The following is a 22,495-nucleotide window of genomic DNA, read 5'->3' on the forward strand; positions in this document are numbered from 1 at the left end:
AGCTGCGATCCTATGAAGATGCAGGCCTGGACCGCGATGCTCCGCGGCTTCGGATGAAAAAGCTATTCGTTTCCTTGATGCCTGCCAGTGATCGGAGTGCTGTTTTTTGCATGAGAGTGCTGTCTCCAAGCGGTGCGAAGAACCGCCGATAGCAGCACATAAGCCAGAGGCTCGATTTGCTACGCGAGACGCAGGCGGCGCCAATGGCCTGGCGTTACATTCATGGCTTTGATAAAACTGCGGGTGAGATGACTTTGATCCGTAAAGCCACAGCGACTTGCGATCTGCTCGATTGGCAAGTCTGAATTGATAAGGAGTTCCTGTGCGCGTTCTATGCGTCGGCCGAGCAGCCACTGCAGAGGAGACGATCCTGTCGTGGCCTTGAAGGCGCGGGCGAAATGACTGCGCGAGAGCCGACAGGCGCGGGCGAGTTCATCAAGGCCGATCTTTCCGTCCAAATGGGCCAGTAACATCTCCTTTGCCCGGCGTTCCTGCCACGGTGCCAGTCCTCCTATCGGACGCGCGACGGCAGGATTCTCTGCATAGTGGGTGGTGAGGTGCGTGAGCAGCGCCAAAGCGATGTAATCGACAAAAAGGCGGCTCGTCGTCTCTGGGCGCTCGAATGCAGGTGCAAGGCATGCTCCGAGATGTCTGATGACGTTATCGCTGAAGGCCACGCCGTTGGCCGTTCTAAGCTCGCCCACCGACTTCATATCGTGCTCGTGTTCGAACTGCCGGATCGCTGCACGCGGCGCGTACATTGAGACGCAGTCCACGGTGCCACGCGTTACGGAGGCATGCTCCTCGTTCAGATCGAGAAAGAGAAACTGCCCTCGATTTAGCGGCATCATGGACACCGGCTTTCCGTTTACCCAATAGGGGATTGCGGGCAGTTCGCGCCGCTGAAGACAAAGCAGGTAGCCGTTGCTGGTTTCCATTCGGACAGGCGCTGCGGCCTCGGAGCCGTCCCAACAGTGTCGGCTGCCGGAGATTTCTGCCAAGTGTAAATAACGAGTGGTGAGAGTAGGAGGCTGATCCAGCCCCACGAACCTGCCCAAGCGCTGCCCAAGCTTTCCACTCATTGGCGCTCCCCTCTCAGCAGTCGAGCTGCTGGCGAACTATACTCTGCCCGCTGCACAATTGGAAAGTGTCTGGAAAAATCCAACGGCAGGGGTAAGAGGTCAAGCTTCGCACTGGCGTCGTGAATGATCCCGGGTCGAAAAACGACCTGGGATCATTCACAGAGCCGGGCCACAGGCAAGAACCGGACATGCTTGCCTAGCCTGCTCTGTCGGGTGCTCGCTTAGCGTACGTAGATCGTCAGGCCGCCGTCGGCGGCTTCCTCGGCGCCGGCGATGTTGTTCATCTCGACATTTTGCGCCTTCAGCTTGGTCGCCAGCGGCTTGTTGGCTTCGACTGCGGCAAGCAGGGCGGCACGTTGCTCCGCCGATGCCTCGTCGATCCACATCCGGGTCTGGTTCTCCTCCTTCAACGTGTCGACGTCGACGATCCTGACATTGTCGCCCTTGAAGGCGCGAACGCTTTGGTCGATGTGGCTCGGCCAGTTCATCTTGGCGTCGGTGGCATAGGTGATGCCGCCGAAGCTCAATGTGGAGAGGGCGGCGATGACGGAAAAAGTCGCAAAGCGGTTCATTGTCACGCTCCTTTGGTTCGCGGCTGCTGCCCGGACCGGCAATCGAACGCATGACCCGTTACGATTGCCGAGCCGTCCTGACGAGCTCCGCATGGCCAGCACAAGCCGTTTGCGGGTGGGACCATCCGCAGCGAAGGGGTGCTGGACTGTTTCGACTGGTTGAGGCGGCGTTTGCCCTTTTGCTCTCGGGTGCCGCGCCGTGCCAACGGTTAGGAAACTGGGCCGGAATGTGGCCGTTTCCATGACGCAAGTCGCTGAAAAATCATTAAAAATTGTTCATGTTCGCCGAGTTGAGGAGGCCGGCGAAGAAGTGGGCTTTCAGACCGTGCCCGTCCACCGCCGTTCGAACATGAGCATCGACCTGCCGTGATAGGTCGTCCGCCAGAATTCCCTGAAGCCGTGCTTGAGCGCGACCCGGACCGAGGCCTCGTTGCCGGGCTCGATGATGCAGGTCTTTCTGAGGGCGGGGAACTCTCGGTCGCCCCAGGCCAGCGCGGCGGAGACGGCCTCCGACGCAAGGCCGCGGCCATGGCTCTTTGGAGAAAGCGCCCAGCCCATCTCCATCGTTCCCTCGAGCGACGGTGTGATCTGGCGGTGGGGGTCATGGAAGCCGGCCTCACCGATAAAGGCACCGCTCTCCTTATCCTGGAGGGCGAAGAAGCCGAAGCCGAAATAGTGCCACATGCCGACCTGACGCAAGAAGCGCGTCCAGGACTGTTCACGCGTGTAGGGAACGCCGCCCGCGTAGCGTGTCACCTCCTCGTCTGAAAAGAGCGCGTTGTAGGAAGGAAAGTCGTCCCGACGGTAGGGACGCAGAAGAAGCCGCTCGGTCTCGATCACGGGCACACGATGCATTTTCACTCCGGTTTGGCTGATGGGGGAAATGGTATCGGATCTTGAACCTGAGCCCCGGGCTCCCCGTCCCAGTAGTCGACAGCGAAATGCGGGCGGCCGATAAAGTCGAACGAAGCCTCGCCCGTGCCGGGCCGCCGGGTTCTCGCCAGGAACTTGCCTGAATCGGGATATTCGCAGATTTCCGTTGCCGCCATCGTGGAGATCGACAGATATTTGAGCGGCAGCGTCCCGGTATTGATCAGGTGATGGGCTGTTTCGCGGCCGCCAGCCGGTGCGCCAAGCACGTCGCCGGGCCCGACGGCAAAGCGTTCCGTTCCGAAGCGGTACGTGCCTTCTCCCTCGAGAATGACGAACAGTTCTTCCTCGACATGATGGTTGTGAAAGGGGCAGCCGGATTTGCCGGGCGGCACCTCGCCATAGCTGATGCCGAGCTCCTTCCGGCCGAGAAGCGCGCCGAAGGAAGCGTCGCGCGATTCGAAGAAGGAGCCGCGGCGCCAATGGTCGAGGGCGAGCTCCTTGAGGCTGACCATCGGTTTTCTGTCTTCCGTCATGGCTCTCCTCCCGGCCGCGGCGGCCTTCCGCAGCATGAACAGCTTCACCTTGTAGAATCGGCCGCAATATACTTGAGGTTTTAAGGCTAGTATATGTCGGAACTGTCATCGGGATAGTCCAAAGAGGAACATGGCGCGGCAAATGGCCTCCTGATAGAGGAATTTGCTTGCCATTCTGTGCAGGCCGTGGTTTGACCGCCGCCTGCGCCGGCCAAGGCCGGCCGATATTTTCAAGACAGGTGATCCATGGCGAAGACCAAGCCCGTCCGCATCTTGATTGTGGAAGCGCGCTTCTATGACGATATGGCGGATGCAATGCTCGACGGAGCGAAACATGCGCTCGACGCAGCCGGTGCGACCTATGACATCGTCACGGTCCCGGGGGCGCTGGAAATCCCCGCGGCCATCGCCATGGCGCTCGACGGCGCCGACGAAGGCGGCACCGAATATGACGGTTTCGTCGCGCTCGGCATGGTGATCCGCGGAGAAACCTATCATTTCGACATCGTCGCCAACGAGTCGGCGCGCGCCTTGATGGATCTTGCGGTAAGCGAGAGCCTGGCGCTCGGCAATGGCATTCTGACGGTGGAGAATGAGGAGCAGGCCTGGGCGCGGGCCCGCCGGTCGGAAGGCGACAAGGGCGGCTTTGCGGCGCGCGCCGCGCTTACCATGATCGAACTGAAAAACAAGCTGAGTGCAGAACAGTGACGAACACACCCCCGGATCAGCCGCTGAAGCAGGTCAACCAGCGCGGCGCGGCGCGTCTTGCGGCCGTTCAGGCGCTTTACCAGATGGAAGTCGGCGGAACCGGCGTGCTCGAGATCGTTGCCGAGTTCGAGGCGCATCGCCTCGGCCAGGAACTTGACGGCGAGACCTACCTGAAGGCGGACGCCTCCTGGTTCCGCGCGATCGTCTCCGGCGTCGTGCGCGACCAGCGCAAGCTCGACCCATTGATCGGATCGGCCCTTCAGGACGATTGGGCACTGTCGCGGCTCGATTCCACCGTCCGCGCCATCCTGCGCGCCGGCACCTTCGAATTGCTGGAGCGCAAGGACGTGCCGGTGCCGGTGATCGTCACCGAATATGTCGAGATCGCCAAGGCCTTCTTCGAGGACGAGGAGCCGAAGCTCGTCAATGCCGTTCTCGACAGGATCGCCAAGCAGATCCGCGGCGAGCGGCGGAAATAGCCCTGATGCTTGTTGCGGCTTCGGAAGACATCGGAACCGTCCTTCGCGAAGCCCGCCGCAACGTCCTTTTGCTTACTGTCGCCCAGGCGCTGCTCGGCGTCATCGGGCCGATCAGCTTTGCCGTCGGCGGCGTTGCCGGCCATCAATTGCTCGGCGACGACAAGTCGCTCGCGACCGCGCCCCTGACCACCTTCAATGTCGGCATGGCGATGGGCGTCATCCTGGTGGCGATCCTGTCGCGCACGGTCGAACGGCGCTTTGCCTTCATGATCGGCGCGGTGATTGCCGCGATAGGCGGCATTGTTACCGCCGCGGCTTTGTTCCGCGAGAGTTTCTGGCTGTTCGCCACCGGCCTCGCCATGCTCGGCTCCTCGAACGGCTTTACCCAAAAATTGCGTTTCGCCGCCGCGGATGCGTCGCCTTCCTTCTACAAGGCGAAGGCTATTTCCTGGATTCTGGGCGGCGGCATCCTTTCGGCAGTGCTTGGACCGCAGATCGTCATCTTCGCCGGCGATTACTTCGCACCGGTGTGGTTCGCCGGCGCTTTCGTCGCGCTGATCCCCATCTGCCTCTTCGCCCTTTTCTTCTTCATGCCGCTGCGGCTGCCGAAAACGACGGCGGCGGCGTCTGTGCAAGCAGGCCTACCCGCCCGCCCGCTTCGCGAGATCGCCGGCAGCCAGCGCTTCCTGACCGGCATGGTCTGCGGCATCTCCTCCTATGCGCTGATGACCTTCATGATGACCGGCGCTCCGGTCGCCATGGTCGTCGGCTGCGGCTTTTCGAGCGATCTCGCCACGCTCGGCATCCAATGGCACGTGCTTGCCATGTTCGCTCCAAGCTTCGCCACCGGCTGGCTGATAAGCCGCTTCGGCGCGGAGCGCGTCGTTGCCTGCGGTCTCCTGCTGCTCATGGGCTGTGCGGCCGTCGCTCATCTAGGCGTGGCGCTCTGGAATTTCTGGGGCGCGCTCGTTCTCCTCGGGCTTGGCTGGAACTTCGGCTTCATCGGCGCGACGGCGATCGTCGCCCAGAGCTACCGTCCGCACGAGGCGGACAAGGTCCAGGGCTTCCACGACGTCGTGCTGTTTTCCACCGTTGCCGGCTCGTCCTTCGCCTCCGGGAAGGTTCTGGCCGTCTACGGCTGGGACATGCTCAATGCCGTCATTTGGCCGGTGGCGGGCTTTTGCCTTGTGCTTCTCTTTCTCCTGATGCGTGCAGGCAAAAGGGCCGCAGCCTGAAGTCGCTGTCCTTCGCCGGGAAACATGAGCCTCACGACCCCGATGTTTTCGCATTTTCAGGGGCTTGACGATCCACATTCGCAACCGCACTCTGGCCGCGCCGTGGGAGCATGCCGCTTGAGGAGGCGCGTGCGATTCGCGGAAAAGAGGGGCCGGCGGCAGGGAGTTGAGGCCGCGGGTTTTAACGGAGGATAATGCGAAATGACCATATTGTTGGGCGTTATCGCATGCGGGTTGCTTTCAGTGGCCTATGCCATCTGGGCGACACAGTCGGTGATGGCCGCCGACCAGGGGAATGCCCGCATGCAGGAGATCGCAGGTTTTATCAGGGAGGGGGCACAGGCCTACCTCGCTCGTCAGTACACAACCATTGCCATCGTCGGTGTCGTCGTCTTCATCGCCGCATGGGTTCTGCTCTCGAGTGCGGCCGCCATCGGGTTCCTGATCGGCGCGGTGCTCTCGGGCGCGGCCGGCTTCATCGGCATGCATGTTTCGGTCAGGGCCAATGTCCGCACGGCCCAGGCCGCATCGGTCAGTCTCGCCTCCGGTCTCGACATTGCTTTCAAATCCGGTGCCATCACCGGTCTTCTGGTGGCCGGCCTCGCTCTGCTGGGCGTCTCGGTCTATTACTTCATTCTCACCGTCGGCCTCGGCCATGAACCGGCCGAGCGCGAGGTTATCGATGCGCTGGTCGCACTTGGCTTCGGCGCCTCGCTGATCTCGATCTTCGCCCGTCTCGGCGGCGGCATCTTCACCAAGGGCGCCGATGTCGGCGGCGACCTCGTCGGCAAGGTCGAAGCCGGCATTCCCGAAGACGATCCGCGCAATCCGGCGACGATCGCCGACAATGTCGGCGACAATGTCGGCGACTGCGCCGGCATGGCGGCGGACCTCTTCGAAACCTATGCGGTCTCCGTGGTGGCGACCATGGTGCTCGCATCGATCTTCTTCGCCGGTGCGCCGGTGCTCGCGACGGTCATGACCTATCCGCTGGCGATCTGCGCCGCCTGCATCATCACATCGATCATCGGCACCTTCTTCGTCAAGCTCGGCACCAACGGCTCGATCATGGGGGCGCTCTATCGAGGTCTGATCGTAACCGGCGCACTGTCGATCCTCGGCCTCGGCGCAGCGACGTCGTTGACGATCGGCTGGGGCTCGATCGGAACCGTTGCGGGTCAGGACGTCACCGGCTGGGCGCTGTTCGTCTGCGGCATCATTGGCCTGGTCGTCACCGCGCTCATCGTCGTGATCACCGAATATTATACCGGCACGAACAAGCGGCCCGTGAACTCGATTGCGCAGGCCTCGGTGACCGGCCACGGCACCAACGTCATCCAGGGTCTCGCCGTGTCCCTCGAATCGACCGCCCTGCCGGCGATCGTCATCGTCGGCGGCATCATCACCACCTATCAGCTCGCCGGTCTCTTCGGCACCGCGATCGCCGTCACCGCCATGCTGGGCCTGGCGGGCATGATCGTGGCGCTCGATGCCTTCGGACCGGTCACCGACAATGCCGGCGGCATTGCCGAGATGTCGCACCTGCCGCCCGAGGTGCGTAAGTCGACCGACGCCCTGGACGCGGTCGGCAACACCACGAAGGCCGTGACCAAAGGCTACGCCATCGGCTCTGCGGGGCTCGGTGCGCTGGTGCTGTTCGCCGCCTATTCCAACGATCTGGCGTTTTTCGCGGCGAATGGCGACAAGCATCCCTACTTCGCCGACGTCGGCACGATCTCGTTCGACCTTTCGAACCCCTATGTCGTCGCCGGCCTGATATTCGGCGGTCTCATTCCCTATCTCTTCGGCGGCATTGCCATGACCGCCGTCGGCAGGGCAGGGGGCGCCGTCGTCGAGGAAGTGCGCCGTCAATTCAAGGAGAAGCCGGGCATCATGGAAGGCAAGGATCGGCCGGACTATGGCCGCGCCGTCGACATGCTGACCAAGGCGGCGATCCGCGAAATGATCATTCCGTCGCTCTTGCCGGTGCTGGCGCCGATCGTCGTCTATTTCGGCGTGCTGCTGATTTCCGGCTCGAAGGCCTCGGCCTTCGCGGCGCTCGGTGCCTCGCTGCTCGGTGTCATCGTCAACGGCCTGTTCGTGGCGGTCTCGATGACCTCCGGGGGTGGCGCCTGGGACAATGCGAAGAAGAGCTTCGAGGACGGCTTCGTCGACAAGAACGGCACGCGCCACATGAAGGGCTCGGAGGCGCACAAGGCTTCGGTCACCGGCGACACCGTCGGCGATCCCTACAAGGACACGGCCGGTCCGGCCGTCAACCCCGCGATCAAGATCACCAATATCGTAGCCTTGTTGCTGCTCGCCGTGCTTGCCTGACGGTATCAGCCTTCAACGAAAAGCCCGCGGAACTGAGTTCCGCGGGCTTTTGCGTGAGCGGGATTTCCGTCAGTTGTTGCCGAAGTTCTTGAACAGGTTGCGCGCCGCGGCTTGTCCGGCACCTGGGCCGGTCAAGAGCTGGCCGAGGAAGCTCGTCTCCTTGCCGCCCGTCGGCGTCGTGCGCGACAGCATGTCGAAGACCTTGCCGTCCTTCATCGTATAATGAGCAAGCTGGCTGACGACGCCTTCCTTGTCGAAATAGACCGCGAGGATCGATTGGTCGATCAGCTTGGGCTTCATGAAGGCGACAGGACGCTTTCGCTTCTGCGAGATGTAGTAGAACACCTCGTTGTCGAAGGTCGCCGTCGTCGAGGGGGTGCCGAGCGACAGCAGCACCTGTTCGCGGCTCGACCCGACGGGAACCAGATTGAGGGTTTCCTGATCGACGACATAGCCCTGGTGCAGGACTTCACCGACATTCGCCGCCTGGCAGCCGGCAAGCACTGCAGTGCATAGGGAAGCCACGACCACGGCACGGCCAAGAACTTTCAGGTTTGTTGTCAGATACCGCTTCGTCAACGACTGCTCCCCTTGGAGTAACGATGGCATATGCGCCATTGCAATTCGTGCCTGCTTCGGTAAACCAGCTTCGGCTATCATGCAATAACGTCATGGGCGCGTGCCCACGGATTCGAGAAAGCCACGGCTGGGCTTTATTATGATTTTTGGACTGTTCAAGAAAAAAAGCGGCAACATTGCGATTGTGGAGCGCCAGTATGGCCTTCTGACCGCGGCGGCGCGCCAGCCGTTTCTCTATACCGACCTCGATGTGCCCGATACGGTGATGGGCCGTTTCGAGATGTTGTCAGCGATCCTAATTCTCTATTTCCGTCGGACCCGCGCCTCGGCCCGCACCGGCCAGGAAATCGCCCAGGAGATCGTCGATGCCTTCTTCGAGGATGTCGACCACTCGATCCGCGAGCTTGGCGTCGGCGACGTCAGCGTGCCGAAGAAGATGAAGAAGTTCGCCGGCATGTTCTACGGACGCCTCGAGTCCTATGCGACGGCGCTCGACGGCGGCGACAGGCACGCGCTTGCCAATGCATTGCAGCGCAACTTTCATCCGCAGCAAGACGATGCGCCGGCGATGACAGGCTTGGCGCGCTACCTGATGTCCATAGAGGCCGCCTTCGCGAAAGTCCCGGAAGAGCTGGTCGAAACGGGACAGTTGCGCGTACCGCCGGCCGGGAGCCAATAGGCGTCCCCCAACGCAGCGGCATCTGCGCATCGGTAAGGACGCGGCGCTGCAGGAAGGATCTTGTCATGAAGCACGAAAGCAAACCGGCACTTTCCTACCCGGTGAGGGTAGGGCATATCTCGGCCAATCCGGTCAGCGTCCGCCTGTCCGCCAACGACGCCGAGCGGCGGGCGCTGGCGGAACTTTGGAAGGTCAACGAGGTCCGTTCGCTGGTCGCGGACTTGCAGATCGGACGCTGGAAGAAGGATGGCGTGAAGATCAAGGGCGAGGTGCAGGCCGAACTCGTCCAGACCTGCGTCGTCACGCTCGAGCCCGTCACCGCAGGGATCTCCGAGCCGGTTGAGGCGATCTTCGTGCCGGAGGGCTCACGCCTGGCGCGCCAAGCCGACAACGACGGCGGCGAGATGATCCTCGACCCGGGTGGTCCGGACATTCCCGATACCTTCACCGGCGACACGATCGACGTGGGCGTGGTCGTCAGCGAGCATGTGGCGCTTGCGATCGACCCCTATCCCCGCAAGGACGGGGCCGTCTTCGGCGAGCGCATCGAAAGCTCGGCGGCCGATGACAAGCGGCCCAACCCGTTCGCGGTCCTCAAGGATCTTAAAAAGGATTGAAACGGAATCGGCCGGGCTTACAATTCGGTTGTCACGCAGACGAAAAGCAGTATTTTGGCCCGACTTCAGCCGAGGGGGCCGTGGTGCCGACACGCTGCATGCTGGCCCAAGTGTCAGAGGGAAGGACGAATCGCCGTTGCGTAGGGACTGCGCAGGGGCGGAATGCGTCGCGTGGCGGGAAGAAGGGATAAGACACGCGTGGTCAGAATTTCACTTGACGTTATGGGGGGCGACTATGGTCCGGAGGTCGTCATCCCGGGTGCTGCCAGGGCACTCGAACGTCACCCGGATATAAAGTTCGTCCTGTTCGGCCAGGAAGCGCGCTGCGCCGAACTCTTGGCCAAGTACCCGAAGCTTCAGGCAGGCAGCACTTTTCACGATTGCGAGATCGCCGTCGGCATGGACGAGAAGCCGAGCCAGGCGCTGCGGCGCGGCCGCGGCAAGTCGAGCATGTGGAGGGCGATCGACGCCATCAATGCCGACGAGGCGGATGTGGTGGTCTCGGCCGGCAATACGGGTGCGCTGATGGCCATGTCGGTCTTCTGCCTTCGCACCATGCAAGGTATTCAGCGTCCGGCGATCGCCGCCATCTGGCCGACGCTGAAAGGCGAGAGCATCGTGCTGGATGTCGGCGCGACGATCGGCGCGGACGCGCAGCAACTCATGGATTTCGCCTTGATGGGCGGCGCCATGGCCCGCGCCCTCTTCGAGGTCGAACGTCCTTCCGTCGGCCTGCTGAATGTCGGCGTCGAGGAGATCAAGGGCCAGGAGGAGGTCAAGGAAGCCGGCAGGCTCATCCGCGAGGCCAATATCGAGGGCATTGAGTATTACGGGTTCGTCGAGGGCGATGACATCGGTCGCGGCACCGTCGACGTCGTCGTCACCGAAGGCTTTTCCGGCAATATCGCGCTGAAGGCGGCCGAGGGCACGGCCCGCCAGATCGCCGAATATCTGCGCTCCGCCATGTCGCGCACCCTTCTTGCAAAGATCGGCTATGTCTTCGCCAAGGCTGCCTTCGATCGGGTGCGCGAGAAGATGGACCCGCGCAAGGTTAATGGCGGCGTGTTCCTCGGGCTCAACGGCGTGGTCATCAAGAGCCACGGCGGCACCGATGCGGAAGGCTTCGCCGCCGCGATCGACGTCGGCTACGATATGGTGAAGAACGGCCTGAAGGCCAAGATCGAGGCCGACCTCGCACGCTATCACGGCGCCGAGCCGACCGAAGCCCTGCCGCCGGCATGATTGAAGAGGTTTGATTAGATGATCCGTTCTGTCGTTCGCGGCTTCGGTGCAGCGCTGCCGAAGCGAGTGATGACCAATAAGGAAATGGAATCCAAGGTCGAGACGTCCGACGAATGGATCGTGCAGCGGACCGGCATTCGCCAGCGCCACATTGCCGGCGAGGGCGAAACGACCGCCTCGCTCGGCGAGGGAGCGGCGCGCGCGGCGCTCGAGAGGGCGGGCATGACCGCCGATGATCTCGATCTGATCATCGTCGCGACCTCGACGCCCGACAACACTTTCCCCGCGACGGCGGTCAATATCCAGAACCGTCTCGGCATGCGCCACGGGGCGGCCTTCGACCTGCAGGCGGTCTGTTCCGGCTTCGTCTATGCGGTGGCGACGGCCGACGCCTATATCCGCGGCGGCCTTGCCAGGCGCGCTCTGGTGATCGGTGCCGAGACCTTCTCGCGCATCCTCGACTGGTCGGACCGCACCACCTGCGTGCTCTTCGGCGACGGTGCCGGCGCGATCATCCTAGAGGCACAAAAGGGTGAGGGCACAAATGCCGATCGCGGCGTGTTGACGGCGCAATTGCGGTCCGACGGCATTCATGGCGACAAGCTCTATGTCGACGGCGGCCCCTCGACGACCGGCACCGTCGGCCATCTCCGTATGGAGGGGCGCGAGGTCTTCAAGCATGCGGTCGGCATGATCACCGACGTGATCGAGGCCGCCTTCGAGGCCACGGGAATGACGGCCGAGGACGTCGATTGGCTGGTGCCGCATCAGGCCAATCGGCGCATCATTGATGGGTCGGCGAAGAAGCTCGGCATTCCAAACGAAAAGGTTGTGGTGACCGTCGATCTGCATGGCAACACGTCCGCCGCATCCATCCCGCTCGCCCTCGACGCCGCCGCCTCCGACGGGCGCATCAAGAAGGGCGACCTGGTGATGCTCGAAGCCATGGGTGGTGGCTTCACCTGGGGTTCCGTTCTCATCCGCTGGTAAAAAAATTGAATGACGGCAGGCGCTTGACCGAAAAAGGCAAGGGCAATAGTCTTTCATCGCTGATCGGCGAGCCAGACATCGGTGGGGGAAGATGAGCGGAAAAACAGTTACGCGAGCAGACTTGGCTGAGTCGGTATTTCGCAAGGTCGGTTTGTCTCGGACGGAGTCTGCCGAATTGGTGGAGACCGTCATCGACGAGATTTGCAACGCAATCGTGCGTGGCGAGAGCGTGAAGCTGTCTTCGTTTGCAACCTTCCAGGTCCGCGACAAGAACGAGCGCATCGGCCGGAACCCGAAGACGGGCGAGGAAGTGCCGATCTCGCCGCGCCGGGTGATGACGTTCAAGGCCTCCAATGTGCTGAAACAGCGGGTCTTGAAGGCGCATCTCAGCCGGAAGGCCAAGCAGAAGCAGGCCGGAGCGGGCTCCTGAGGCAAGGCCACAATCACAAATGTGGTTGAAAACCCATCCATAAGCCATTGAAACAGGCCTGATTCGTGCGATCATCGCGCAATTGTCCAGTGATGCGGCTGCTTGCTTCGCATGAATATGGGGATGGGGACGATATGGAAAAAAGCCCGGACGCTTTCCGCACCATAAGCGAGGTCGCCGACGAACTCGACCTGCCCCAGCATGTGTTGCGGTTCTGGGAAACCCGTTTCCAGCAGATCAAGCCGATGAAGCGCGGCGGCGGCCGGCGCTACTACCGGCCCGAGGACGTCGATCTGCTGAAGGGCATTCGCCACCTGCTCTACGACCACGGCTATACGATCAAGGGCGTGCAGAAGCTTCTGAAGGCCAATGGCAACAAGTTCGTCGCCGCGATCGCGAGCGGCGATCTCGCCACCGTCGAGGCGCTCGCGGCCTCCAGCCACGAAGAACCGCCGGCGCCGAAGGTCGGCGTCACCGACGAGGATCAGATCGTCGGCCGCCCCAAGGCCCCAGCCAGTCGGCGCTTCTTCTCCTTCGGCGCCAGCAGCGACGATGCGGAGATTTCGATCGGCAAGACCTCCGTCAGCAAGGAGGACAGGGCGCTGCTGCAGGAAGCGCTTTACGATCTTTTGGAGTGCAAGCGCCTGCTCGACCAGGTGCGATAGCACGTTGTCGGCCGACCAAAGCATCGTCGTCGTCACTCGCCGAGCCGGAGAAAAGCGCCGAGGTAGAGGCGATCTTCTCCCACTAGGGCGTCGGCGAATTGCTGGCCGAGGCTGCGCGGCGACCGGTCCGGCGGCAATAGCAATCCTCTCGCATTGACAGGCCGGCTCCGACCCCACAGGATGCCGAGAAAATCTCCCGCAGGTTGATGGCCTGACAGGGAGAAGCGAGTACCTTTCCATGCGCCCTGTTCTTCTCGGCCTCGGCTGGGTAATGGTCGGCATCGGCGTCGTCGGCATATTCCTGCCGCTTCTGCCGACGACACCCTTCCTGCTCCTGGCCGCCTGGCTCTTTGCGCGATCCTCTCCGCGTCTCGAACAATGGCTGTTCGATCATCCCCTGTTTGGGCAGCCTTTGCGCGATTGGCGAGAGGATGGTGCGATATCGCGTGGGGCAAAGATGTGTGCCTTGTCGCTGATGGCACTTGGTTTCGCATTCTTCTGGCTCCGCGCCCAACCCTCCATGCCGATTGCGTCCGTCGTTGCGACGATCATGCTCGCACTGGGCGCATTCATCGCGTCGCGGCCCGAGCCGCGGAAATGACGGGATCCGCCGGCCCGCAAGCGGGGTTCCAAAGGTAACACGCAAAGCGGGCACTCCATGGCAAAATACACTGGGCCGATCCGACCTCTCGCGGGTCGGGCGGCGCCGGCATTCGCAACCATGGGAGGAAGCCATGCAAATAGCTGACCACATTGAACGCACGAGACCGGATCGGTCGGCGCCGGAGGTCCTGGATCGGCTTCAGGCGATTTATCAACGCCGTCAGAGGGACGAGTGGCGCGCGACGGTGGACAGGCTGGATGCGCTGCGGCAGTCGTTCAGCGAAGAGCGGCGGCAGGTCTTTCCGGCCGCATTGCGCGACAGGCTGACAAGCGCTGCACGGGGCGGAAGGCGGGATGATCCCCGCGGGCCCGGACTAAGATACAAGTCGCTGATCGAGGCGAGAAACGCCGAGGTCGATCTGAAGGCGGTCAAGGGGCTGCATGACCGGGCCTATGACAAGTTCGGTCAACTGGTGAAGGGCTACAGTGCCTTTCACTTCCATGAATCGGTGGTCGGAAGCCTTGCCGACGCATTGGTCCAGCCGCCGATCGTTTACGTCGCTCCCGATCCGGACAAGGAAAAGCTGTTTTACCCGCATTTCGGCGGCTGTTGGGACCGGCTTGATCAGAACCAGGCAACCGGCGACGGAGCGATCGTCGAGAACAGGTCCTATCTCGATTGCGCCGCCCGCATGGGATCCAAGCTCGTCGCCCGCAACGACGACGCGTCCGACGTGGACCTCCTCTGCGCCTATCGGGAGAACGGCTATCTCGTTCCCTTCAAGACACTTCGTACCGGCATATTGCAGGTCAAGGCCGACCTCACGGCCCTCGTATGCCGCCATCATATCTCGACCTATGACGAGTTCGGATGGTCCGACTTCCATGCCACGACGCGCGGCAGACTCGTGATGGCGGTGTTCTGGAACTGGGACGACATCGATCCGGCCAACGAAGTCAGCGACCAATGGTTCATTTCCGGTCTCGACTGCCGCGGCGACGGCGAGAGCTTCCCCGGCACCCGCGTCCAGGCACTCCCGGGCGAAAGACGGATCATCAACCTGTTCACGGACGTGGCCTTCCCGGCCGGCCGCGAACTCTGGGTCTATGTCGGCATTGCCGATCGTATCTGGGCGCTGCTCAATGACGTCAGCATCGAAATCTCGATCGACTCGGCTTGGCTGCTGAATTCGCTGGCAATCCGTTCGATATGAGGGCCGCGACAGCCATTGTCCTTGCAACGGGCGACTGCGGCAGGGACAGGCTAAGCCTTGATTTTTAGGAAATAAATGGTCGGAGCGACTGGACTCGAACCAGCGACCCCTTGACCCCCAGTCAAGTGCGCTACCGGGCTGCGCTACGCTCCGACCCGCTTCGTTACAAGCCCGCTCTCATTAGTCGGAACATAAGAGCGGCGCAAGGGGAAAATGGAATTTCGCCGGTCCTTCCGCAGCTGTTGAGAAACTGGGGATCCGCCGAAAGCAGTGGAGCGAACGGTTTTGTGATTTGGTCGGCGCAAGGGGCGCAGATACACTACGGCCTGCAACAACAGGAGAAGCCCTATGAAGCGCATCCTCGTATTTGCAGCCGCCCTCGCGCTTTCTGCGACCGCAGCGTCAGCCGCGTGCCTCGGCCACAACACCACAGCCTCGGCGGATCCGGTGGACAAGGAGATCACGACAGCCAGCGTGACAGAGACCGAACAGTCCAAGCCGGCCGACGAGCTTCTCCTGCAGCAGCGGAAGCTGCAGCAAGACGAACCGACCGCCGAAGAATAAGCCAGGAGAGCGGCGAATGCGGGTCTCGCCGGGCGTCTTTGCCTTCGAGGCCCGCTTTCCGCCTTGACTCGAACATGCGATCTGCCGACGACGCTTTCCTGCGTCGACCGCGTCCGTGTGTCTCAGACCCACATCTGCCTGTTTCGTCATCGCGAAGGTGATCTCATCGGCACGGCCTGCCGACGATTGCGATATTCGAGTGCGGCGCACCCCCAGACGATGCCGAGAAGCAAATAGAAATGCCGCCAGTGATCGGTATCGATGACGTTGCCTATGCCCACATGGCCGATAAGCGTCACCCAAGCGATCATCAGATAGGGCTGCCAAGGCCGGTCGAGCAGAAGAAGTCGAAACCCGAGCGTGAGCGTCCACGCGATCAGCGTAATATAAGCGACGAAGCCGATCCAGCCGTAGGACGTCAGGCTTTTCAGCCAGACATTGTGCTCGTCCTCCAAGAAGATCGCGCCGAACATCAGCGGGCCGATGCCGAGCGGCCTCTCCATCGACATCATAAAGCCGATCCGGTGCCGGTCGAAACGCCCGAGGTGGCCGCCGTCGTAATCCTGAACGAGTTGGGAGCGGCTTGAAAAGAGCGTTGCCACCTGTTCCGATTGCAGGGCGGCGACAAGGGCCGCCATGACGAAAAGGGCGCCGCAGAGTGCGAGCACGAGAATTCTCAGCCGGAATAGTCCGCTGCGCTCCTTGAGGAGCATGACGAAGACCAGCGCGACCACGCAGAAGAGATTGAGCGCCCAGGCCGCGCGGGAGAAGGAGAGGAACACCCCCAGCGTGAGGGCGAGCAGGCCGGCGATTTTGAGCGGAGCACGCCGGATCGGTTCCGTCAGCAGGCCGTGTACCAGATAGAGCACCGGCGCGGCGAGAAACGGCCCGAAGACGTTCGGGTCCTGGAAGGCACCCTTGGCGCGGTCGTAGAGGGTGAAGTTTGCCGCCGCCGGGATTGCGCCGAAATAGCCGAGAATGCCGAGAAGGGCGGTGAGCACGGCAGCCGAGACCCAGGCATTGAAGATCAACCGCAGTCGCTGGTGACGGTCTTCGATGATCGCAGCGAAGAAGACGGCGGTCAGTGCCAGGAAGCCGGAGACCGCCATGTACATCGGTGCCGTGGCGAGTTCGGTCATCACCGTCAGCGACAGCATGCCGCCGACCATGAACAGTACGAGCAGGGCCAGGAGGGGAGCGACGCGGCGTGAAATCCTCAGCCCGAAGAGCGACCAGAGACCGATGAGGCCCGCCATGAAGACCTCGTAGGGCGCCGGCTCCGCGATGACGAAGCCCGAGAGGAAAACGCCGATCGTCACCAGGCCGGAGCCGATGATCGAAACCGCGGCGAGCTGGGGCCGGATGATGGCCGGCTGGGAGGTGGTGGCGATCAATACGCGTTTTCCGTATTGAGCAGCCGGAAAGGCGTCAGAAACAGGATCTTCAGGTCCAGAAGCAGCGACCAGTTCTCGATGTAGTAGAGGTCAAAGGCGGTGCGGAAACGGATCTTCTCGTCGTTGTCGATTTCTCCCCGCCAGCCGTTGATCTGCGCCCAGCCGGTGACGCCAGGTTTGACCCGGTGGCGGGCGAAATAGCCTTCCACCACATCCGAATAGGTGCGGTTGTGCGTTTGCGCGAGAACGGCATGCGGGCGCGGCCCAACAAGCGAGAGCTCGCCCTTCAGCACGTTCACGAGCTGCGGCAGCTCATCGATCGAGGATTTGCGCAGGAAGCGGCCGACGGGGGTGACGCGGGGGTCCCCCTTGGAGACCGCGTTGCGGGCGCTCGGATCGCTCAAATGGGTGTACATCGAGCGGAACTTGTAGACCTCGATGATCTCGTTGTTGAAGCCGTGGCGGTGCTGCTTGAATATGATCGGCCCAGGCGACGTGAGCTTGACCGCGAGCGCGGCGACCAGCATCACCGGCCAAAGCAGGGCGAGCGCCACGATGCTGAAGAAGACGTCGAAGCACCGCTTAGCGACGGAATCCCAATCGGCAATCGGCTTGTCGAAAATGTCGAGCATCGGCACCTCGCCGACATGCGAGTAGCTGCGCGGGCGGAAGCGCAGATTGTTGGCATGGGCGGCGAGACGGATGTCGACCGGCAGCACCCAGAGTTTCCTTAAGAGTTCGAGAATGCGCTTCTCCGCCGTCAGCGGCAGCGAGAAGATCAGCATGTCGATGCGGGCGAGCCGGGCGAATTCGACGAGTTCGTCGACGGTTCCGAGTTTCGGGTAGCCGGCGATCACATGCGGCGAGCGCCGCTCGTCGCGGTCGTCGAAGATCCCGCAGATGCGGATGTCGTTATCCGGCTGGTGCTCGATCGTGCGGATCAGGTCTCGTGCCGGGGCACCGCCGCCGACGATCACCGCGCGGCGCTCCATCGTGCCGTTGCGCGACCAATGCCGGATCGAATAGGCGATGAAGGCGCGTTCGGCGACCAGGAAGAGCGCGCCGGCGACGAACCAGCCGCCGACCCAGACGCGCGAATAGAGATGGCCCCACTTCAGAAAGAACAGGACGAGCGCGATGGTGCCGAATGTCGCAGTCCAGGCGGCCAGGATGCGCGGCGTCATCCGGAGCCAGGCCCTGAGCGCCGGCACCTGATAGGTATCGGCGATCTGCATGGCGATCACGGCAAGCGCCGAACCGAAGGCGAGAATGGCGAGGTAGACCGGCAGGTCCTGGAGCGGAGGGCGGACATATTGCGTATTGATGGCATAGCCGATCGCGAACAGCGCGCAGAGGTCGAGCAGCCGGATGAGACCGGTGATCATCGACGGGGAATAGGTATCGGCCCGGAACTGGAGTGCGATCTGGCGCGCCAGCGGATTGAGCGGCGTAGGATCGCCGGCCTTTTTCCCGTCGGCGGTCGTTCGGATCTCGGAGACCTTCTTGCGAAGCGCCTCGGTATCGAAAGTCTCGGGCCTGTCAAACTTGTTCATGGTGGCTTTCCGGCGCTGTCCGCTACGCCCGGATAGCAGAAAGCCACTAAGAAACGCTTACGTTGTGCGAAGTCGCGCCTCGGCGAAGATCGATTCCTCGGTAAGTTCACCGTAGAGTTGCATCACGCGCCTGGTCATCACCGCAGCCGAGAAGCGCGACTTGAAGCCCTCCGGATCGGGCATCGTGCGGACTGCCCAGTCCTGGTCGACGGCGGCCGCCGCCATGACTTCGGCGAACGCCCTTGCATCTGCCGGCTGGACGAGCGCTCCGCTGTCGGCGCCCAGCACTTCCGGCATGCCGCCCACCCGGGACGCGATGACCGGTTTTCGGGCGGCGAGCGCTTCGAGAAGGATATAGGGCATCGACTCCGCGCGAGAGGGGATGACGACTGTCCGGGCAAGCGCGAAGGCCGCGCGCGCCTTCATTGCCGGGCGCATCCTGACGCGATCGCCAAGCGCCATGCGCGCTATCATTTCTTCATACCGGGATTGCTGCGGACCATCGCCGATCATCAGGCCCGAAAGCGGCCGCCCGGCAAGTTCTTCGGCCTTGGCGAAGCTCTCGATAAAGAGATCCGGCCCCTTCAGATCCCGCATCATGCCGATATAAAGAAAATCGACCGCCCCGGGACTTTCGGCGATCGGCGCGAACTCCGTGTCTCCGATGCCGTTATAGATCAGTTCATTGCGCCCCGCGGGCCGGCCAACCTTGGCGAAATAGGTCTGCCGCTCGAAATCGCAGACGAAGACGAGCGCGTCGGTGAGACGCTCCTGGAGGCGCTCCATCCGGAAGATGGCGCCGCCGGCGAGCGACTTCCGTTCATAATGGAGGCTGCCCCCGTGGGGCGAATAGAGGCGGGCTACGCGATACTTGTTGACCCGCAGCGCTGAACCGATGATGCGTGCGAGCACGCCGCCCTTGGCGCCATGCCCGTGCAACACATCCGGTTGCAAGCTTCTGATCTGCTTGTAGCTGCGCCAGAGCGCGGCAAAATCCGAAGGCCCGATCGTCCGATGGATCGGCGTGCGGACGACACCGAGCGCCAGGAAGGGGCGGATCTCGTCGAAGAGGGCATCCTCGTAGGCGCCGCCCGTGGTGCTATCGCAGAGAATTCCCACCTGATGGCCCGCTGCCGCATGCGCCTCGGCAAGATCGCGAACGTGGCGGAAGATGCCGCCGATCGGCGATCTGAAGCAATGGAGAATGCGCAGGGGCCGCTCGTTCGACATGGCGTCAGAACAGCCGTTCGCGAACATAGATCGTGTCGCCCGCAAGCACCGGATCGGTGATCGGCACGCGACCCGTTATGATACGGCCGTTGACCTTGCGGGTGATGTCGGCATTCGCCTGGTTTGCGCGGGGGGTGAAGCCGCCGGCAACCGCGATCGCGTTCTGCACGGTCATTCCGGGAACGTAGCTGTACTGGCCGGATTGGCCCACTTCGCCCATGATGAAGACGGAACGGTAGCGATCGACCTCGATGGTCACGTCCGGGTCGCGCAGAAAGCCCTCGCGGAGCTTCGCCGCGATCATCCCTTCGAGTTCCGGAAGCGTATGGCCGCGCGACGGCACTGCGCCGATCAACGGGAAGGCGACGTAGCCCGCCTGGTCGACAGTGTAGGTCCCGCTGAGGCCCGGCTGTTCGAATACGGTGACGCGAAGGCGATCGCCGCTGTCCAGCCGGTAGGGTTGGATCGTCGCCTCGCTGAAGGCCTTGGGAGCCGGCTGATAGCTCGTGCAACCGCTGGCCAGCGCCGACAATATTGCCACGGCGAAAGCGCGTGCTGCCTTTGTGCCTGCGATCGACATGCGGGTTCTCGTTGGCTCCGGAAATGAATACCTCTCGGTGATGTTATCGATCCGTTAGGGTTAATAGCCGGTAAACTCCGGTAGAATTCCGATCCGGCGGCGATCCGCACCCTTCCGCGGCACCGGCATCCGACGGTTGTGCCTGCAATTAACACTTGCGTTACCATGTTCCTTTACCTTCCGGCTGAATGCGGAAGCTATTGGGGTTGCGGCATGTCGGACGTCGGCGGTCAGCAGGATGTGGATATCGATCTGGGCAGGCTCGTTCGCGCCATCTGGCAGCGTCGCACCCGTGTCTTGCTTGCGACGGTCGGGGCCGCGGTGCTTGCCTTCGGCGCGGCGAAGATGATCGCGCCCGGTTATGAAAGCGAAACGCGTGTCCTGATCGAATCGCGCGAGCCGGAGTTCAGCGGTCCCAATCAGGCGTCTCAGACGAGTTCGGACCGAATTTTCGACGAGTCCGGCATCGCCAGCCAGGTGCAGGTGCTGCGCTCCGCCGACCTCATCAAGCAGGTCGCCCGCAACATGAAGCTGCACGAGCTGGAGGAATTCGATCCGTCGGCGCATCCCTCGGCCGTTTCCGATCTCCTGGTCATGCTGGGGCTCAAGAAGAACCCGCTCGAACTGCCGCCGGAAGAGCGGATCCTCAAAGAGTTCAATACCAAGTTGCAAGTCTACCAGGTCGAGAAGTCACGCGTGATCGCCATTGCCTTCACGTCGAAGGATCCGAAACTCGCCGCTGCCATTCCGAACGAGATGGCCAAGGTCTATCTCTCGCTGCAGAGCGGTGCGAAGCTCGACTCCAACTCGGAAGCCAGCCGCTGGCTGGAGCCGGAGATCGCCAATCTAAGGGAAAAGGTTCGCGAGGCGGAGGCCAAGGTCGCCGTCTATCGCGCCGAATCCGGTTTGCTCCCGACCGGCGAAACGGAGAACTTCGCGACCAGGCAGCTCACCGATATTTCGACCGAGCTGGCGCGGGTCCGGGGCGAAAGGGCGAATGCGGCGGCACGCGCCGAAGGCGTGCGCGCAGCGCTTGCCGATGGCCGCCCGGTCGAAACGCTGACCGATATCGTCGGCTCACCGATGATCCAGCGGCTGAAGGAGAGCCAGGCCACTCTGCAGGCGCAGATCGCCGATCTATCGACCTCGCTGCTCGACGGGCATCCTCGGCTGAAGGGGCTGAAGTCACAGCTCGAAGGTATTCGGGAGCAGATACGTTCGGAAACGCGAAAGATTCTCTCCAGTCTCGAGAACGAGGCGAAGGTCGGGCAGCTTCGCGAACAGCAATTGCTGCAGCAGTTGAACGCGCTGAAGGCGCAATCGGCGCAGGCGGGCGAGGAAGAGGTGGGGCTTCGTGCGCTGGAGCGCGAGGCGGCGGCCCAACGCCAGCTCCTGGAGACCTATCTGGCCCGCTACCGCGAAGCGACATCGCGAACCGTCGCGAATGCGACGCCGGCGGACGCGCGGGTGATTTCCAATGCCGTGGTGCCGACGTTGGCGAGCTTTCCCAAGGTGGTGCCGATCACGATCGTCGCCGCGCTTGCGAGTTTCCTGATCAGCTGCGTCGTCATCATGCTCGGCGAACTCTTCAGCGGCAGGGCGCTGAGGCCGGTCTCCGGTTCCGGAAGGATGCCCGAAACTGCTGGTACGACTGTCCCGGACGAGGTGCCGGCAACCGTTGCCGTGCCGGAAGACGAGCGGGCACGAGAGGAGCAGGAGCCGAGCATCGCAGCAGAGCACGACTTCTCGATCGAGTCCGTGGCCGGACATCTGCTCGACAACGCCGTCCGGGTCGCCGTTTCGGTCTCGCCCGGAGGGGATGAAGGATCGACGGCAACGGTGATGCTGGCGCGTCTGCTTGCCGAAGAGGAACACAAGGTCGTGCTCATCGACCTTTCCGGATCGGCCTGCCCGACGCGGCTGATGGCCCAGGCGCTGCATCTGCCCGGCATTACGAACCTCCTATCCGGCGAGGTTGCCTTCACCGAGACGATCCATGCGGACAGGTTTTCCGAGGCGCACATCATCCCGCAGGGCGACGCAGATCCCCACACGGCGATGCGCGGCATCGAGCGTCTGCAGATGATCATCGACGCGCTGACAAGCGCCTATGATCTTGTGCTGGTCGAATGCGGTGCCGCGGACGCGGCTTCCGTCGCCAAGGTGGCGCGGCGCGAGGAGGTCGAGATTATCGTTTCGGCGCCGTCGGTCAGCGAGGACGGGATCATCGAAGCACTGACAAGCTTCGGGGAGGCCGGCTACCGCGACATCCTGCTGATGACCGGTGGCGGCGAAAGCGGTCCCGAGCTTCGCGACCGCCGCGCGGCGTGAGGTGC

At 62.6% G+C, this 22,495-nt stretch carries 23 protein-coding genes and 1 tRNA gene; 14 read left to right on the plus strand and 10 right to left on the minus strand.

What is annotated here, in order from left to right; all coding sequences use genetic code 11:
• Positions 1–179: 179 nt before the first annotated feature.
• From SS05631_RS04450 to SS05631_RS04465, 4 genes are all read right to left on the minus strand, one after another.
• A complete protein-coding gene (locus SS05631_RS04450; RefSeq protein WP_244412093.1) occupies positions 180–938 on the minus strand; it encodes an AraC family transcriptional regulator in 759 nt (252 codons plus the stop codon).
• Between the two features lie 365 nt (positions 939–1,303).
• Positions 1,304–1,654, minus strand: coding sequence for a hypothetical protein (locus tag SS05631_RS04455; protein ID WP_037414014.1), 351 nt, complete (start codon positions 1,652–1,654; stop codon positions 1,304–1,306).
• Between the two features lie 318 nt (positions 1,655–1,972).
• Positions 1,973–2,509 (minus strand): GNAT family N-acetyltransferase, encoded by a 537-nt coding sequence (locus SS05631_RS04460; protein ID WP_037414016.1) that lies wholly within the window; start codon positions 2,507–2,509, stop codon positions 1,973–1,975.
• 2 nt (positions 2,510–2,511) lie between these two features.
• Positions 2,512–3,060 (minus strand): cupin domain-containing protein, encoded by a 549-nt coding sequence (locus tag SS05631_RS04465; protein ID WP_037414017.1) that lies wholly within the window; start codon positions 3,058–3,060, stop codon positions 2,512–2,514.
• A gap of 246 nt (positions 3,061–3,306) precedes the next feature.
• Between SS05631_RS04465 and SS05631_RS04470 the strand changes: the two genes are divergently transcribed.
• From SS05631_RS04470 to SS05631_RS04485, 4 genes are all read left to right on the plus strand, one after another.
• On the plus strand, positions 3,307–3,768 hold the full coding sequence (locus tag SS05631_RS04470) for a 6,7-dimethyl-8-ribityllumazine synthase (RefSeq protein WP_037414019.1): 462 nt from the start codon (positions 3,307–3,309) through the stop codon (positions 3,766–3,768).
• A complete protein-coding gene (nusB, locus tag SS05631_RS04475) occupies positions 3,765–4,247 on the plus strand; it encodes a transcription antitermination factor NusB (protein ID WP_037414021.1) in 483 nt (160 codons plus the stop codon). The genes SS05631_RS04470 and nusB overlap by 4 nt, the downstream gene beginning before the upstream one ends.
• Before the next feature lie 5 nt (positions 4,248–4,252).
• Positions 4,253–5,482, plus strand: a complete 1,230-nt coding sequence (locus SS05631_RS04480) for an MFS transporter (protein ID WP_037414023.1) — start codon at positions 4,253–4,255, stop codon at positions 5,480–5,482.
• Between the two features lie 201 nt (positions 5,483–5,683).
• Entirely contained in the window at positions 5,684–7,819 is a 2,136-nt protein-coding gene (locus tag SS05631_RS04485) for a sodium-translocating pyrophosphatase (protein ID WP_037414025.1), read from the plus strand.
• A gap of 69 nt (positions 7,820–7,888) precedes the next feature.
• Here SS05631_RS04485 and SS05631_RS04490 read toward each other — a convergent pair whose 3' ends face one another.
• Positions 7,889–8,398 carry an outer membrane protein assembly factor BamE gene (locus tag SS05631_RS04490; protein ID WP_083853857.1) on the minus strand — a complete coding sequence of 170 codons (510 nt, stop codon included), beginning with the start codon at positions 8,396–8,398 and terminating at the stop codon, positions 7,889–7,891.
• A 139-nt stretch (positions 8,399–8,537) separates the two neighbouring features.
• On the opposite strand from SS05631_RS04490, the gene SS05631_RS04495 reads away from it, so the two are divergent.
• From SS05631_RS04495 to SS05631_RS04530, 8 genes are all read left to right on the plus strand, one after another.
• Positions 8,538–9,077 carry a ubiquinol-cytochrome C chaperone family protein gene (locus tag SS05631_RS04495; RefSeq protein ID WP_037414027.1) on the plus strand — a complete coding sequence of 180 codons (540 nt, stop codon included), beginning with the start codon at positions 8,538–8,540 and terminating at the stop codon, positions 9,075–9,077.
• 65 nt (positions 9,078–9,142) lie between these two features.
• Positions 9,143–9,694 carry a DUF177 domain-containing protein gene (locus SS05631_RS04500; protein WP_037414029.1) on the plus strand — a complete coding sequence of 184 codons (552 nt, stop codon included), beginning with the start codon at positions 9,143–9,145 and terminating at the stop codon, positions 9,692–9,694.
• A 198-nt stretch (positions 9,695–9,892) separates the two neighbouring features.
• Entirely contained in the window at positions 9,893–10,936 is a 1,044-nt protein-coding gene (gene plsX, locus SS05631_RS04505; RefSeq protein ID WP_037414030.1) for a phosphate acyltransferase PlsX, read from the plus strand.
• A gap of 18 nt (positions 10,937–10,954) precedes the next feature.
• Entirely contained in the window at positions 10,955–11,926 is a 972-nt protein-coding gene (locus SS05631_RS04510) for a beta-ketoacyl-ACP synthase III (protein ID WP_037414031.1), read from the plus strand.
• A 91-nt stretch (positions 11,927–12,017) separates the two neighbouring features.
• Positions 12,018–12,356, plus strand: coding sequence for an integration host factor subunit alpha (locus SS05631_RS04515; protein WP_037414032.1), 339 nt, complete (start codon positions 12,018–12,020; stop codon positions 12,354–12,356).
• A gap of 134 nt (positions 12,357–12,490) precedes the next feature.
• Entirely contained in the window at positions 12,491–13,021 is a 531-nt protein-coding gene (locus SS05631_RS04520; protein WP_037414049.1) for a MerR family transcriptional regulator, read from the plus strand.
• A gap of 238 nt (positions 13,022–13,259) precedes the next feature.
• Positions 13,260–13,622, plus strand: coding sequence for a YbaN family protein (locus tag SS05631_RS04525; RefSeq protein ID WP_037414033.1), 363 nt, complete (start codon positions 13,260–13,262; stop codon positions 13,620–13,622).
• 133 nt (positions 13,623–13,755) lie between these two features.
• Positions 13,756–14,838, plus strand: coding sequence for a hypothetical protein (locus tag SS05631_RS04530; RefSeq protein WP_037414034.1), 1,083 nt, complete (start codon positions 13,756–13,758; stop codon positions 14,836–14,838).
• Between the two features lie 76 nt (positions 14,839–14,914).
• On the opposite strand, the gene SS05631_RS04535 is transcribed toward SS05631_RS04530, so the two are convergent.
• Positions 14,915–14,991, minus strand: a tRNA-Pro gene (locus tag SS05631_RS04535).
• 195 nt (positions 14,992–15,186) lie between these two features.
• On the opposite strand from SS05631_RS04535, the gene SS05631_RS04540 reads away from it, so the two are divergent.
• Entirely contained in the window at positions 15,187–15,402 is a 216-nt protein-coding gene (locus tag SS05631_RS04540; RefSeq protein ID WP_037414035.1) for a hypothetical protein, read from the plus strand.
• A gap of 146 nt (positions 15,403–15,548) precedes the next feature.
• Here the strand turns inward: SS05631_RS04540 and SS05631_RS04545 are convergent, their stop codons facing one another.
• The 4 genes from SS05631_RS04545 to SS05631_RS04560 are packed head-to-tail and all read right to left on the minus strand — an operon-like array spanning position 15,549 to position 20,159.
• Entirely contained in the window at positions 15,549–16,796 is a 1,248-nt protein-coding gene (locus SS05631_RS04545; RefSeq protein WP_037414036.1) for an O-antigen ligase family protein, read from the minus strand.
• The gene (locus tag SS05631_RS04550) at positions 16,793–18,349 is read right to left on the minus strand and encodes an undecaprenyl-phosphate glucose phosphotransferase (RefSeq protein ID WP_037414038.1); all 1,557 of its coding nucleotides are present in this window, start codon (positions 18,347–18,349) and stop codon (positions 16,793–16,795) included. The genes SS05631_RS04545 and SS05631_RS04550 overlap by 4 nt, the downstream gene beginning before the upstream one ends.
• A gap of 57 nt (positions 18,350–18,406) precedes the next feature.
• A complete protein-coding gene (locus SS05631_RS04555) occupies positions 18,407–19,579 on the minus strand; it encodes a glycosyltransferase family 4 protein (RefSeq protein ID WP_037414051.1) in 1,173 nt (390 codons plus the stop codon).
• A 4-nt stretch (positions 19,580–19,583) separates the two neighbouring features.
• The gene (locus tag SS05631_RS04560; protein WP_037414040.1) at positions 19,584–20,159 is read right to left on the minus strand and encodes a polysaccharide biosynthesis/export family protein; all 576 of its coding nucleotides are present in this window, start codon (positions 20,157–20,159) and stop codon (positions 19,584–19,586) included.
• A gap of 213 nt (positions 20,160–20,372) precedes the next feature.
• On the opposite strand from SS05631_RS04560, the gene SS05631_RS04565 reads away from it, so the two are divergent.
• A complete protein-coding gene (locus SS05631_RS04565) occupies positions 20,373–22,490 on the plus strand; it encodes an exopolysaccharide transport family protein (RefSeq protein ID WP_037414042.1) in 2,118 nt (705 codons plus the stop codon).
• Positions 22,491–22,495: the final 5 nt, after the last annotated feature.

It is taken from the genome of Sinorhizobium sp. CCBAU 05631 (genome assembly GCF_002288505.1).
Classification (GTDB): Bacteria; Pseudomonadota; Alphaproteobacteria; order Rhizobiales; family Rhizobiaceae; genus Sinorhizobium; species Sinorhizobium fredii_C.

Excerpts from the sequence above, each read along its gene's own strand:
- SS05631_RS04530 (WP_037414034.1), top strand. The coding sequence starts at position 13,756 with ATGCAAATAGCTGACCACATTGAACGCACGAGACCGGATCGGTCGGCG.
- SS05631_RS04465 (WP_037414017.1), bottom strand. The coding sequence starts at position 3,060 with ATGACGGAAGACAGAAAACCGATGGTCAGCCTCAAGGAGCTCGCCCTC.
- SS05631_RS04515 (WP_037414032.1), top strand. The coding sequence starts at position 12,018 with ATGAGCGGAAAAACAGTTACGCGAGCAGACTTGGCTGAGTCGGTATTT.
- SS05631_RS04520 (WP_037414049.1), top strand. The coding sequence starts at position 12,491 with ATGGAAAAAAGCCCGGACGCTTTCCGCACCATAAGCGAGGTCGCCGAC.
- SS05631_RS04555 (WP_037414051.1), bottom strand. The coding sequence starts at position 19,579 with ATGTCGAACGAGCGGCCCCTGCGCATTCTCCATTGCTTCAGATCGCCG.
- SS05631_RS04495 (WP_037414027.1), top strand. The coding sequence starts at position 8,538 with ATGATTTTTGGACTGTTCAAGAAAAAAAGCGGCAACATTGCGATTGTG.
- SS05631_RS04510 (WP_037414031.1), top strand. The coding sequence starts at position 10,955 with ATGATCCGTTCTGTCGTTCGCGGCTTCGGTGCAGCGCTGCCGAAGCGA.
- SS05631_RS04460 (WP_037414016.1), bottom strand. The coding sequence starts at position 2,509 with ATGCATCGTGTGCCCGTGATCGAGACCGAGCGGCTTCTTCTGCGTCCC.
- SS05631_RS04500 (WP_037414029.1), top strand. The coding sequence starts at position 9,143 with ATGAAGCACGAAAGCAAACCGGCACTTTCCTACCCGGTGAGGGTAGGG.
- SS05631_RS04470 (WP_037414019.1), top strand. The coding sequence starts at position 3,307 with ATGGCGAAGACCAAGCCCGTCCGCATCTTGATTGTGGAAGCGCGCTTC.
- SS05631_RS04550 (WP_037414038.1), bottom strand. The coding sequence starts at position 18,349 with ATGAACAAGTTTGACAGGCCCGAGACTTTCGATACCGAGGCGCTTCGC.
- SS05631_RS04560 (WP_037414040.1), bottom strand. The coding sequence starts at position 20,159 with ATGTCGATCGCAGGCACAAAGGCAGCACGCGCTTTCGCCGTGGCAATA.
- SS05631_RS04525 (WP_037414033.1), top strand. The coding sequence starts at position 13,260 with ATGCGCCCTGTTCTTCTCGGCCTCGGCTGGGTAATGGTCGGCATCGGC.
- SS05631_RS04480 (WP_037414023.1), top strand. The coding sequence starts at position 4,253 with ATGCTTGTTGCGGCTTCGGAAGACATCGGAACCGTCCTTCGCGAAGCC.
- SS05631_RS04450 (WP_244412093.1), bottom strand. The coding sequence starts at position 938 with ATGGAAACCAGCAACGGCTACCTGCTTTGTCTTCAGCGGCGCGAACTG.
- SS05631_RS04565 (WP_037414042.1), top strand. The coding sequence starts at position 20,373 with ATGTCGGACGTCGGCGGTCAGCAGGATGTGGATATCGATCTGGGCAGG.
- SS05631_RS04540 (WP_037414035.1), top strand. The coding sequence starts at position 15,187 with ATGAAGCGCATCCTCGTATTTGCAGCCGCCCTCGCGCTTTCTGCGACC.
- SS05631_RS04455 (WP_037414014.1), bottom strand. The coding sequence starts at position 1,654 with ATGAACCGCTTTGCGACTTTTTCCGTCATCGCCGCCCTCTCCACATTG.
- SS05631_RS04485 (WP_037414025.1), top strand. The coding sequence starts at position 5,684 with ATGACCATATTGTTGGGCGTTATCGCATGCGGGTTGCTTTCAGTGGCC.